Source organism: Nonomuraea sp. CA-141351 (assembly GCF_050944675.1).
In the GTDB taxonomy this organism is placed as follows: domain Bacteria; phylum Actinomycetota; class Actinomycetes; order Streptosporangiales; family Streptosporangiaceae; genus Nonomuraea.
Window position 1 is genome coordinate 3216028 of the sequence record NZ_CP191982.1, and the last position, 12098, is coordinate 3228125.

A 12098-nucleotide genomic window follows, 5' to 3' on the forward strand; every position below is an offset into this window, starting at 1 on the left:
GCTGCCCATTATGACCGTTCTACTGGCGGCCGAGCCGCTCGGCCAGCCCGACCACGGCGGCCACGACGTCGGGGCCGGTCAGCATGGCCAGGTCGTTGTGGCCCGCCCCGGCCACCTCGACGGTCGTGACCTGGCCGCCCGCCGCCTGGGCGACCGCTCTGCTGAGGCGCGGGGGCACGATCGTGTCCCGCGTGCCATACACGACCACGACCGGTGCCCGTATCTTCGCGATGCTCTCCGCGACCGGGAAGCGGTCCCGCAGCAGCGGCCTGACCGGCAGGAACGGGTAGTTGGCCCGTCCGGCGGCGGCCAGGTCGGTGAACGGGGAGCGCAACACGAGGCCGCCGGGCGGGCGCTCCAGGGCGAGCCTCGTGACGACGGCCGCGCCCAGGCTCTCGCCGAAGTAGATGACCCGGGAGCCCGTGATGAGCTCGCGGGCGGCCAGGGCGTCGCGGTACAGCCCCTCCTCCGTCGGCGTGCCCGGATTGCCGCCGTAGCCGCGGTAGTCCATCAACAGGACCGCCAGCCCGTGTTCCGAGAGGGCGCGGGCCAGCGGGGCGCGGTCTCGCCTGTTACCCGCGTTCCCGCCGGCGATCAGGACGGTCACGTCGCGGGTGCCGGGCACGTACCAGGCGCCGAGCCGGAGCCCGTCGGAGGTCGTGAACGAGACATCGCGCGCGCCCGGGACGACCTCTCCGGCGGGCGGCACCCGGGTCCGGTCGGGGAGGTAGATGAGGTGCCGCTGGAACACCCACAGGAGGGCGAGCAGCAGGAGCAGCACGGCGGCGACCACGAGAGCGGTGCGCGTCAGCGTCGTCACCCTGCCACTATGCAACGTCGCCTGTCTTTGGGTGGCCGTTCTCGAGTGGGGTCTTAGGGGACCTCAGCGGAGACGACCCGGCCCGCCTGGACGACGTGGCGGATGTGGGTCGGGTCGGCCAGGACGTCGATGTCGGTCAGCGGGTCGCCGTCCAGCACCAGCAGGTCGGCGTGCGCGCCCACGGCCAGCGTGCCGAGCTCGCCCGCCATCCCCACCAGCTCCGCCGCGCCGGCCGTGGCGGCCCGGAGCACGTCGATCGGCTGCTGCACCTCGCGCCGCAGCCGGAACTCGTGGTTCTGGTGCCGGTGCATGCCACCGAGCAGGTCCGTCCCGTACGCCAGCCGCACCCCGCCCCGGGCGGCGCGCTCCAGCGCGGCCAGGCCCGCTTCGAGCACCTCGTCCACCTTGCGCCAGCTCCGCTCGGGCAGCCCGAACGCGGGCCCCTCCTGCTTGAGCGCCCAGTACGTCACCAGCGTCGGCACCAGGAACGCGTCGTGCCGCAGGAACAGCTCGACGCTCGTGTCGTCGATCAGGTTCCCGTGCTCGATGGAGCGCACTCCGGCCTCGAGCGCCCGGTTGACGGCCCTGGCGGTGTAGGCGTGGGCGGCGACGTACCGGTTGGCGGCCGCGGCCTCCTCGACGGCCGCGCGCAGCTCGTCCATGGAGTACTGGGTCGAGTCGATGCGGTCGGTCGGGGAGGCCACGCCGCCGGAGGCCATGACCTTGATGTGGTACGCGCCCTTGCGCAGCTCGTCGCGGGCCGCGGCGCGCACTGCGTCGACGCCGTCTGCGACGCGGCCGACGCCCGCGCAGCACGGGTGGTCGTCGTGCAGGTGCTCGCCGCGGCCGCGGAAGTCGGCGTGGCCGCCGGTCTGGCTCAGCCCCTTGCCGCAGAACAGCAGCCGCGGCCCCCGGATCAGCCCCTCCGCCTGGGCGTCGGCAAGTCCGAAGTCGGCGCCGGACGCGTCGCGGACCGTGGTGAAGCCGCGGTCGAGCATGTCGCCCATGATCCGGGCGCTGTGGGCGGCGACGTACGAGGGAGGCATGGAGCCGAGCGAGCCGAGGTTCGCGGTGGAGGCGGTGACGTGCACATGCGCGTCGATCAGCCCGGGCACCACGTGGGCGCCCGCGACGTCGATCACCCGCGTGCCCTCCGGCGCGCTCAGCCGGGGCCCCGCCTCGACGACGCGGCCGTCCGCGCAGCGCAGGTCGCCTTCGGCGTACTCGCCGCTCGCCACGTCGAGGACCAGGGCGTTACGCAGCAGCAGGCCGCTCACACGTCACCTCCACGAAGCGCCGGTACGGCGAGCGGGGCCAGCGAGCGGGCCGCCGCCACCGAGTCCTCGTCATAGCTGCCCTCGGCGTCGAGGATGTTCAGCACGCCGAGCACCTCCCCTTGATGAACCACCGGCACATTGATGATCGACCCGCAGCCCAGGCTCTCGATCAGCTCGTGGTCGGCGAAGATCTCCCGCACGGCGGCCCGGTCCTTGCCGAAGTACGGCTCGCGCCCCTCGATGCACCGCGTCAGCCAGCCCTGGGCGACCTCCACGGTCTTCTCCCCGCCCACGGGGTACTGCTCGGGATGGCTGCTGTGGACGCGGCGCAGCGCGCGCCGTTCCGGCACCCAGGCCAGGACGGTGAACAGCCGCACTCCCACCTCCTGCCGCACCTTGTTCTCGAGCTCGGTCAATACGGTCATCGGGTCGTCTCCTTGGCGGGTTCCGTCAGCTCTTCCAGTGATCGCCCGGCCGTGGCCAGGCCGAACACGACCACACACACCACCCCGGCCACGAGCACCGCCGTCGTCAGGCCGAACACTCCGCCGAAGCCGAGGTTCGCCGCCGACAGCCCGATGATCGTCGGAGCCAGGATGCTGCCGACCCGCCCGAACGCGCTCGACAGGCCGGTGCCGGTGGCGCGGATCCAGGTGGGGAAGACCTCGGGGGTGTACGAGTAGACGCCCGCGTACGTGCCGTTCAGGAAGAACGACAGCACCGCGCCGGCGAGCGTGATCGTGGCGGGCGTGTCCATCTGCGACAGCCAGAACGCGCTGACCGCCGAGCCGGACAGGTAGATCGCGATGGTGTTCTTGCGGTCGAGCCGCTCCGACAGCCAGGCGGCCGAGAAGTAGCCGGGCACCTGCGCCAGATAGATGATGATCGAGAACTCGAAGCTCTTGGTCACCGTGATGCCGCGCTGCACGAGCAGGGTGGGGATCCACGAGAAGAACCCGTAGTACGAGAACGTGATCACGAACCAGACCAGCCAGATGACCGCCGTGCGCCGGGCCATGACCGGGCTCCACAGGAAGCGGAGCGCGCTGAACAGGTTGACCTTGGTCGTGCTCGTGGCGGGCTCGACCCCGGATTCGGGCACCGGCGGGAGCGGCTCGCCCGTGGCCCGCTCGACGCGGCGTTCGAGGTCCGCGATCACGGACTCGGCCTCGTCCACGCGGCCGTTCTGCAGCAGGAAGCGCGGCGACTCGGGCAGCGAGCGGCGCCACCACAGCAGCATCACGATCGGCAGCGCGGTGAGCAGCTGCGCGATCCGCCAGCCGTCGTCCATCGTCGGCACCACGAAGCGCCCGACCAGCGCGGCCGCCACGAACCCGAACGAGAAGAATCCGGCCAGCGCGCCGACGAACCACCCGCGCCGCTTGGCCGGCACGAACTCCGACAGGAACGGTGCGATGATCGCGCTCTCCGCGCCCGCGCCCGCTCCGGCCAGCACCCTGGCCCCAAGGAACACCTCGTAGTTCGGGGAGAACGCGGCGATCACGGAGAAGACGGCGTAGAAGGCGAGCGCGTACATCATGACCTTCTTGCGGCCGATGCGGTCGCCCAGCAGGCCCGCGATGGTCGCGCCGAAGAGGAAGCCGAACGGGGTCGCGGACCCGATCAGGCCGAGCTCGCCATTGGACAGGCTCCAGGCGTCCTGCGCGCTCGGAAGCAGGAACGCGACGACGGCCGAGTCCATGCCGTCAAAGGTGTAGCCGAGGCCGCCGATAAGGAGGAGCAGGTAGTGGGGTCGGCTCAGCGGGAGCCGATCCAGACGGGCCAACAAGGTCATCGAACACACCTTTCCCCAGGTCGTGGCCCTTCAAGGCATTGCGCAGCAACATATAGTGCGAAATGTCGGAAATGCAATGGTCTTTGCAAGTTGGGATTGTTACGAGCGCGTAGCATGTACCGCCGGGACGCTTGGAGAGGACACGTGACAGAGCACGCCACGGACAGCTTCGAAGACTGGTTGCGTGCCCGCATGCCCCCACGCGGGCTGCGCGGCAAGGCGGCCGCCGTGCTCGAGGTCCTGCTCTCGCAGCCGCGCCGGGCGTCGTTCGGGTCGGCCGGTGAGCTGGCACAGCTCGCGGGGGTGAACGTGGCGACGGTGACGCGCACGGCTCAGGCGCTCGGGTTCGCGGGGTGGCCGGCGCTCCAGCAGGAGCTTCGTGCCCGGTACCTGTCCTCCCTGAGCGCCGGCCAGGTCGCCGCCGAGCACCGGGGCTCCGGCTCGCCCAGCTCCCGCTCGCTCCGGCGCGACCTGGACAGCCTCGCGCTGCTGCACCGCCGCCTGGACGAGAGGGTGCTGCTGAGGATCGTCGAGGCCATCGCCGCGGCCCGCCGTACCGTGATCGTGGCCGACGGCAGCTACGCGGCCGTCGGGCTGGCCTTCGCGCACAACGCCCGCCTGGCGGGCTATCCCGTCGCGGCCGTGACGAACGGTGACGCGGAGCTGGCCAACGCGGTGGCCGCCATCGGGGCGGGCGACGTGCTGGTGGCGATCAGCTTCTGGCGGCTGTACGAGAGCACGGTCCTGGCCGCCAACGTGGCCCGTTCGCGCGGGGTGCGGGTGTTCGCCCTGACGGACGCGGCCAGCCCCGCGCTGGCCGACGCGGCGGAGGAGGTCGTGATCGTGCCGGCGGAGGGGGAGGCGTTCTTCCCGTCGCTGACGGCGGGCATGGCGGTCGCCCAGGCCCTGGTCACCCACCTCGCCGCCCTGGACCCCGCCCGTACGGGGGCCGCCATCGAAGCGGCGGAGTCCATGTGGACGCGCTTCGGCCTCCTGCACCGCCGCCCCACCGGTCCCCAGGCGTGAGCGGTCATCCGCTCCGCAACACGCCCCGCGCCGGTGGCGAGGGCTGATTGACGTACCCGTTGACGAACTGGGCACCGACGAGCTCGTAGTCCATCTCGTCGTCCCCGTTCAGCGTCAGCTTCACGTCCGCCAGGACCGAGCAGGAGCCGACGTTGTACGTGGTCGACAGCCGCAGCACCACCGGGCCGCCGCCGGACTCCAGGTAGAGCAGGCCCCTGCACTGGCCGCCGTTCGTGTTGAACTGGCCCACCATCGCCGTCAGCGAGCCCGGCGTGATGGTCAGCGTGGTGTTGTACGAGCCCCAGCCGGGGACCAGCCAGTCGATCCTGCCGCTCCAGGTGCCTTGGTAGCCCTCGGGCACGGAGACCGATTCGTCCGGCGAACTCTCGCCGACCGGCTCGGCTGTCTCAGACTGGCTGGATGTGGCGTGCGAGGGCGCGGCCATCGTGGTGGTCGCGGGCGGCGGGCTGGTGGTGGGCTTGTCGTCGGGCTTGTTCACCTGCATGAGCACGACCGGGATCAGAGCGGCGATGATCGCGGCGCAGGCACCGATGATCGCGACGATGATCTGAGCTCGATGGTCTTTCTTCGGCTCAACAGGGGGAACTGTCACGTTCCAAACCGCCCGTCTGGAAGTCCGCGCCAATCACCGAGAACATCCACCGATGCCGCCTTCGCGTTACTGGCCGATACCGGCCGCGATGAGTTTTGGCTGGTGCGCGGGTCTATATGGGGTGGGTCGTAACCGGCGACCCAATGCGGATCAAGTAGGTCGAAGGAGACATGCACCCATGAGCGAATCCCAGGCGCCCGCCGACGTCGCGGTGGCCTTCATCGAGGCGTTCGGCCGCCAGGACATCGACACCCTGGCCCGCTACCTGGCCGAGGAGGTCGTGTTCGAGAGCCCGAGGGTCCGGCTCACCGGGGCGCGGGCCGTAGCGGAGGCAGTGGGGCAGTTCGCCCAGGCCGTCATCGGGGTGAAGATCCTCGCCAGCCTCGGCGACGGTGAGCAGGCCCTGATCACGTACAACATGGAGACCGGGCCGTTCGGCACGATCCGGGCGGTCGATCACCTGGTCGTACGGGATGGCAAGATCGTGGCGGACACCTTGGTGTTCGACACCGGGGCACTGGGCCAGGGGACCGATTAGCACGATTCCGGCGGACGCTGCCCCCGGACGGCCGTGGCTAGAGCCAGCTGGCCCGGACGATGCCCGCCCCCGGCGCGTCGCTGGGCGGGGTGGCGAGGACGCCGGAGCGGACGCCGTCGAGCAGGCGGGCGACGGCGTCGATGATCTCCGGAGCGCGCTCGCGCAGTCCCGCCACGTCCGCCGGGCTCGCCTCGCCGCGGTCCACCCCGGCGTCGTCGAGCACGCCTTCGAGGTCGGCCAGCCGTTCCTCCAGCCACTTCAGCGGCTCCGCGGAGAGCTGCTCGTCGAACACCCGCTCACCCGGCTCCCACTCGCGCAGAGTGGGGTGATGGTGGGTGCGGTCGAAGCTCCCCGGCGTGCCGGAGACCGACTCCAGCAGGTCGACCCGCCAGAGGGGCCGGTCGACGGTGATGGGCCGTGCCGAGTAGATCGACCCCTTCAGCTCGCCCGGCTCAAGCCTGCGCAGCTCCAGGCGTACGCCTCGCTCGGCTCCCTCCTGGCCCGCGTTCGGGTTGGGGTCGACGAAGTAGATGTCGCTCACGGCCACGCCGATCCGCTCGAAACCGAAGAGGTAGAGCACGGAGAACCACTTCCTTCGCGTGTGTCAGGGTTCGGGAGAAGTCGGGGTTTACGTACCCACCCCAGGCTCGTGTCGATCGTGCCGGCCGTGCTCTTCAGCGTCCGGCCCTGACCTCGGGGGAGCCGACGCCCTGCCCCAACCGCGGGGCCTGGCCGGACGTCCCCCGGCCCAGCAGCAGCGTGCCCAGCCACATGAGCGCGATGCCCACGGCGGCCAGGGCCGCCTCCTCGCCCGTCTGATACATCCCGACGGCCAGCACCACCATGCCCAGGGTCGTCACGGCCGCGCTCACGACCGTGACCCGCCGCAGCGCGGCCAGGATGACCGCCAGCGCCACCAGGGCGCCGAAGAACACCTGCGCCGCGGTCCCGTAGACGATCGCCTCGAACCCCGCGCCCTGGTCGCCTCCGAACCCGGCGTAGAGGTCGATCCCCAGCCGCACGACGGCGGCGGCCAGGCCCAGCAGCGCCACCCCCGTGGCCGCCTCCACCGCCACGCGGCGCCCGCCCCGCACCGGCCCGGCCATGCCGCGCAGCCCCAGCGTCATGACGCCGAACATCAGGAACCCGGCCAGGCAGGCGGCATACGCGGCCGTCCACCACGGGCCGCCCGCGATGTCGGCGCCCGTGGGCCGCATGAGGAGCCAGCCGCCGAGCAGCGCGGCGGGCGCGGCGGTGAAGGAGATCTGGGTGAGGCGGTTCATGAGACCACGATGCCTCCCGGCGCCGGGGACGCTCATCGGTGATCGCCCCTGACTTTCCCCTGATCCGCCCCCGTGACCTGCTCCGTCAGGCGAAGTAGCGCAGCCAGACGTACCCCCACGCCATCAGGGTGCTGAAGGCGGTCACGACGGCGCCGTACCGGGTGAACTGCCAGAAGGTGATCTTGTGTCCGGTGCGCGCGGCGATGCCGAGGGCCACCACGTTCGCGCTGGCCGCCACCGCCGTGCCGTTGCCGCCGAAGTCCGCCCCCAGCGCGAACGCCCACCACAGCGCCTGCCCGGTCTGCGGGTCCGGGGCCTGGGCCACCACGCCCTCCACGATGGGCGCGGTCGTGGCGACGTACGGGATGTTGTCGAAGAAGGCGCCCAGCACGCCGGAGCCGAACAGCAGCGCGGTGGCCGCGACGAAGTAGTCGTCGCCGAGCGCGTCCAGGGCCCAGGTGCCGACCGCCGTGATGACCCCGGTGTGGACCAGGCCCCCGACCATGACGAACAGCCCCATGAAGAACACCAGCGTGGGCCACTCCACCTCGCGCAGCACCTCGGAGACGTCCGCGCGTGACACCAGCAGCATCACCCCGGCCCCCAGCAGGGCCACGATCGACGGCTCCACGTGCGCCACCGCGTGCAGGCCGAACCCGGTGATGACCCCGCCCAGCACCAGCAGGCAGCGCGCGAGCAGCCGCGGGTCGGTGATGGCCCGCCGCTCGTCCAGCGTCATCACCTCGGCGGCGTGCTCGGCGTCGTAGTGGAACGAGCGGCGGAACAGCACCCGCGTGAGCAGCACGAACACGACGAAGATGACCACCACGACGGGCGCCATGTGGACCAGGAAGTCGTTGAACGTCAGCCCCGCCCGGCTGCCGATGATGATGTTGGGCGGGTCGCCGATGAGCGTCGCGGCGCCGCCGATGTTGGAGGCGAGTACCTCCGCGATCAGGTACGGCTGGGCGGGCATGCGCAGCCGGTCGCACACCATGACGGTGACCGGCGCGACCAGCATGATCGTGGTGACGTTGTCGAGGAAGGGCGAGGCCACGGCGGTGATCGCCATCAGCATGACCATCAGCCGGTACGGCCGGCCCTGCGACCGCTTGGCGGCCCAGATGGCGAGGTAGTCGAAGACCCCCGTCTGCTTGATGATCCCGACGATGATCATCATGCCGAGCAGCAGGAAGATGACGTTCCAGTCGATGCCTTCGTGCTCCGAGAAGAACACGTCGGCGCCGGGGATCAGGCCGAGGACGGTCATCAGCCCGGCGGCTATGAGCACCACCTTGACCTTGTCGGCCTTCTCGGTGGCGATGAAGAAGAACGCGACCAGGAAGATCGCGAGGGCGGCGACAGCACTCATCCGTCACGCCCCGGCGGCCCGGACTGGCCGGCGGGGCATGAGGGCACAAGGTGGGATTTGCGGCACACGACGATGACCTCCGGAGTCGGAACGGTTTCTGGCTGGTGAGCCGCCGCTCCAGGATGATCGCCTCGTCGCGCGCGCCGCATCGAGGTGCTCCTTCGAACGGGCGGCGGCTCCGCCCCAGTCTCGTCACCCGGCCGTGACCGGCGCCATCGGGTCCAGCACCCATCTATGGAGGGACAGAGCATGTAGGGCCGTCCCGCAGGATGGGGGTCAGGCCGGATGGACAACCGCACCTGGGGACAAAGAGGCTGGTGAAATGACCGACGTGGCGAAGAGGACGACCAGGAGCCCGGCGCAGGCGCTGTTCCGGCGGCTGTTCCTGATCAATGGTCTGGTGTTCGCGGTGGCCACGCTCGTGCTCGTGATCTCACCCGCCACGGTCTCCGCACCCGTCGTCCTCGCCGAGGTGCCGGTGCTGGTGGTGGGCCTGGCCCTGATGCTCGCCGCCAACGCGATCCTCCTGCGCCGCAGCCTGGCCCCGCTGGACGCGCTGACCACGCTCATGCAGCGCGTCGACCTGCTGCGTACCGGCGACCGGCTGGCCGACAGCGGCAACAGCGACCTCACCCACGTGATCGGCACGTTCAACGCGATGCTCGACCGCCTCGAAGCCGAGCGCAGCGCGAGCAGCGGCCACGCCCTGGCCGCCCAGGAGGGCGAGCGCAGGCGCATCGCCCGCGAGCTGCACGACGAGATCGGCCAGAGCCTCACCGTGGTGCTCCTCGGGCTGAAGCGGGTGGTCGACCGCGCCCCGGCCGAGCTCAAGGAGGATCTGCACGGCGTGCAGGAGACCGTCCGCGCCAGCCTCGACGAGGTCCGGCAGGTGGCCCGCCGGCTGCGTCCCGGCGTACTGGAAGACCTCGGGCTGCACGCCGCTTTGAGCGCTCTGAGCAGCGACGTCTCCCAGATGAGCGGGGTCCAGGTGGTTCGCTCGGTCCAGCACGACCTGCCCGAGCTGGGCGCGGACGTCGAGTTGGTGCTGTACCGGATCGCCCAGGAGAGCCTCACGAACATCGCCAGGCACGCCCACGCCACCCGCGCCGAGCTGTCGCTGGCCACGGAGGACGGCCGGCTGACCCTGCGCGTCACCGACGACGGCAGGGGCGGCGCACGCCAGGACGGGGCCGGGATCCGCGGCATGCGCGAGCGCGCCCTCCTCATCGGCGCCCGCCTGACCGTCGACTCCCCGCCCGGGGAGGGCACCCGCGTTTTCCTGACCATCCCGAACGATCGGAGCCCGACCTGGTGAGCACTGCCAAGACCCGGATCCTGCTGGCCGACGACCACGCGCTGGTGCGCAGGGGCCTGAGGATGATCCTCGACGCCGAGCCCGACCTGGAGGTGGTCGCCGAGGCCGCCGACGGCGCCGAGGCCGTCGCGGCCGCCTCCGAGGACGCGGTGGACCTGGCCATCCTTGACATAGCGATGCCCCGCATGACCGGCCTCCAGGCGGCCCGCGAGATCTCCCGCCGCGCGCCCGGCATCCGCATCCTGATCCTGTCGATGTACGACAACGAGCAGTACTTCTTCGAGTCGCTCAAGGTCGGCGCCTCGGGGTACGTGCTCAAGTCGGTCGCCGACCAGGACCTGCTGGAGGCGTGCCGGGCGACCATGCGCGGCGAGCCGTTCCTCTACCCGGGCGCGGTCACCGCGCTCATCCGCGACTACCTGCAGCGCTCGCGTGAGGGCGAGCGCATGCCCGAGAGCATCCTGACGCCCAGGGAGGAGGAGATCGTCAAGCTGATCGCGGAGGGCAACTCGGCCAAGGAGATCGCGGAGACGCTCGTCATCAGCGTGAAGACCGTGGACCGGCACCGGGCGAACATCCTGCAGAAGCTCGGCATGCGCGACCGGCTCGACCTGACCCGCTACGCCATCCGCGCGGGCCTCGTGGAGCCCTAGGACATCAGCCTGCGCGGTGGCCGTTGATCCACACGTCGCGCAGGACGAGGTCCGTCACATCGCGTACGACGTCGTCCTCGGTCATTTCCTCGAACACGCTGTCCGTCACCCGGACGCCCCTGACGGGGTTGGCCGGGTTGCCGATCAGGTAGAACGCCCTGGGCGCGCGCCCGGCCCGCAGGCGGCGGACGTCGATGGCGCCCACGTCGGGGTAGTAGGGGCCGGTGTCCTTGTTCTCGTAGTTCAGCGCCACCTCGATCACCGAGTCGGCTGCCTGCGCCACCGTGATGTCTTTGAAGTAGACGTCCCTGACGTAGCCGCCGCGGTCGGGGTTGGTCTTGACGCGGATCGCGCGTTCCAGGTGGGGGCTGCTCATCGTGCAGTTCCAGGCGAAGACCCAGCGCACGCCGCCGGTGGTCTCGCTGCCGATGGTCACGCCGCCGTTGCCGTCGCGCATCACGCAGGAGTCGACGAGCACATTCTCGGAAGGCGCGTTCACCCGGCGGCCGTCGGCGTTCTTGCCGGCCTTGATCGCCACGCAGTCGTCTCCAGTGTCGAACTCGCACCGCTCGATGAGCACGTCCACGCACGACTCGGGGTCGCAGCCGTCGTTGTTGGGGCCGTTCGGGCTGTCCACGGTGACCTCGCGGATGGTCACGTTGGTGCACAGGACCGGGTGGATGTTCCACATGGGGGAGTCCTTGACCGTCACGCCCTCGATGAGGACGTTGCGGCACCGGTAGAGCTGGATCAGGTTCGGGCGCAGGTAGTGGCCCTCGCCGAACACCCGCTCCGCCACCGGCACACCCTGCTCGGCCATGGTCGCGAGCAGGTTCTTGTCGGGCTTCTCGGCCGGCGGCGGGTCGCCCGACCAGTCCCACCAGTGCGTGGCGTCGGCCTGGCCGTCGATCGTGCCGCTGCCGGTGATCGCGACGTTCGTCCGGCCGTAGGCGTAGACGAACGGGGAGTAGTTCATCAGCTCGACACCCTCGTAGCGGGTGTACACGACCGGCAGGTAGTCGGCCGGGTTCCGGCTGAACGTGATCGTCGCGCCCGCCTCCAGGTGCAACTCGACGTTGTCGGCCAGGTGGATCGCACCGGTGAGGTACGTCCCCGCGGGCACGAGCACCCGCCCGCCGCCCGCCGCGGTGCAGGCCGCGATCGCCTGCTTGAAGGCGTCGGTGCACATCGAGGCGCCGTCGCCGACCGCCCCGTGGTCGGTGACGGGGAACGTGCGGCGCGGGAAGCGGGGCGGCCGGATGCGCCGCCTGATCTGCGGCACCCTGGCCCAGGCCGAGGCGCCGGGGTCCGAGACGGTGGCCGCCTCCGCCCGGCCGATCAGCTGCGGCGCCAGCACGGCGCCGGCCGCTGCGGCCAGGAACCTCCTGCGGGACCTGTCCATCGTG

Annotated in this window: 13 protein-coding genes; 4 read left to right on the forward strand and 9 right to left on the reverse strand. The window is 71.0% G+C overall.

Going from position 1 to position 12098, the window contains the following annotated elements; all coding sequences use genetic code 11:
• Positions 1–19: 19 nt before the first annotated feature.
• The 4 genes from ACQPWU_RS15505 to ACQPWU_RS15520 are packed head-to-tail and all read right to left on the reverse strand — an operon-like array spanning position 20 to position 3892.
• Positions 20–820, reverse strand: coding sequence for an alpha/beta hydrolase (locus ACQPWU_RS15505; protein ID WP_433440494.1), 801 nt, complete (start codon positions 818–820; stop codon positions 20–22).
• 53 nt (positions 821–873) lie between these two features.
• On the reverse strand, positions 874–2097 hold the full coding sequence (locus tag ACQPWU_RS15510) for an amidohydrolase family protein (RefSeq protein ID WP_433440496.1): 1224 nt from the start codon (positions 2095–2097) through the stop codon (positions 874–876).
• On the reverse strand, positions 2094–2522 hold the full coding sequence (locus ACQPWU_RS15515) for a GAF domain-containing protein (protein WP_433440498.1): 429 nt from the start codon (positions 2520–2522) through the stop codon (positions 2094–2096). The genes ACQPWU_RS15510 and ACQPWU_RS15515 overlap by 4 nt, the downstream gene beginning before the upstream one ends.
• Positions 2519–3892, reverse strand: coding sequence for an MFS transporter (locus ACQPWU_RS15520; RefSeq protein WP_433440500.1), 1374 nt, complete (start codon positions 3890–3892; stop codon positions 2519–2521). The genes ACQPWU_RS15515 and ACQPWU_RS15520 overlap by 4 nt, the downstream gene beginning before the upstream one ends.
• A 144-nt stretch (positions 3893–4036) precedes the next feature.
• Here ACQPWU_RS15520 and ACQPWU_RS15525 point away from each other — a divergent pair, with 144 nt between their 5' ends.
• Positions 4037–4918, forward strand: a complete 882-nt coding sequence (locus tag ACQPWU_RS15525; protein WP_433440502.1) for a MurR/RpiR family transcriptional regulator — start codon at positions 4037–4039, stop codon at positions 4916–4918.
• A 4-nt stretch (positions 4919–4922) separates the two neighbouring features.
• Here ACQPWU_RS15525 and ACQPWU_RS15530 read toward each other — a convergent pair whose 3' ends face one another.
• Positions 4923–5531, reverse strand: a complete 609-nt coding sequence (locus ACQPWU_RS15530) for a hypothetical protein (RefSeq protein WP_433440504.1) — start codon at positions 5529–5531, stop codon at positions 4923–4925.
• A 178-nt stretch (positions 5532–5709) separates the two neighbouring features.
• Here ACQPWU_RS15530 and ACQPWU_RS15535 point away from each other — a divergent pair, with 178 nt between their 5' ends.
• Complete coding sequence (locus ACQPWU_RS15535; protein WP_433440506.1) at positions 5710–6069, forward strand: nuclear transport factor 2 family protein; 360 nt, start codon at positions 5710–5712, stop codon at positions 6067–6069.
• A gap of 37 nt (positions 6070–6106) precedes the next feature.
• Here the strand turns inward: ACQPWU_RS15535 and ACQPWU_RS15540 are convergent, their stop codons facing one another.
• The 3 genes from ACQPWU_RS15540 to ACQPWU_RS15550 all read right to left on the reverse strand — a co-directional run bounded on the left by ACQPWU_RS15540 (position 6107) and on the right by ACQPWU_RS15550 (position 8724).
• The gene (locus tag ACQPWU_RS15540; RefSeq protein WP_433440508.1) at positions 6107–6649 is read right to left on the reverse strand and encodes a hypothetical protein; all 543 of its coding nucleotides are present in this window, start codon (positions 6647–6649) and stop codon (positions 6107–6109) included.
• Positions 6650–6743: 94 nt separating this feature from the next.
• Positions 6744–7352 carry a hypothetical protein gene (locus tag ACQPWU_RS15545; RefSeq protein ID WP_433440510.1) on the reverse strand — a complete coding sequence of 203 codons (609 nt, stop codon included), beginning with the start codon at positions 7350–7352 and terminating at the stop codon, positions 6744–6746.
• Positions 7353–7437: 85 nt separating this feature from the next.
• Positions 7438–8724: an SLC13 family permease gene (locus tag ACQPWU_RS15550; protein ID WP_433440512.1), complete on the reverse strand. Its 1287-nt coding sequence runs from the start codon at positions 8722–8724 to the stop codon at positions 7438–7440.
• 322 nt (positions 8725–9046) lie between these two features.
• On the opposite strand from ACQPWU_RS15550, the gene ACQPWU_RS15555 reads away from it, so the two are divergent.
• Complete coding sequence (locus ACQPWU_RS15555; protein WP_433440514.1) at positions 9047–10039, forward strand: HAMP domain-containing sensor histidine kinase; 993 nt, start codon at positions 9047–9049, stop codon at positions 10037–10039.
• Complete coding sequence (locus ACQPWU_RS15560) at positions 10036–10692, forward strand: response regulator transcription factor (RefSeq protein WP_360698445.1); 657 nt, start codon at positions 10036–10038, stop codon at positions 10690–10692. The genes ACQPWU_RS15555 and ACQPWU_RS15560 overlap by 4 nt, the downstream gene beginning before the upstream one ends.
• 4 nt (positions 10693–10696) lie before the next feature.
• Here the strand turns inward: ACQPWU_RS15560 and ACQPWU_RS15565 are convergent, their stop codons facing one another.
• Positions 10697–12094: a glycoside hydrolase family 28 protein gene (locus ACQPWU_RS15565; RefSeq protein WP_433440517.1), complete on the reverse strand. Its 1398-nt coding sequence runs from the start codon at positions 12092–12094 to the stop codon at positions 10697–10699.
• Positions 12095–12098 lie beyond the last annotated feature (4 nt).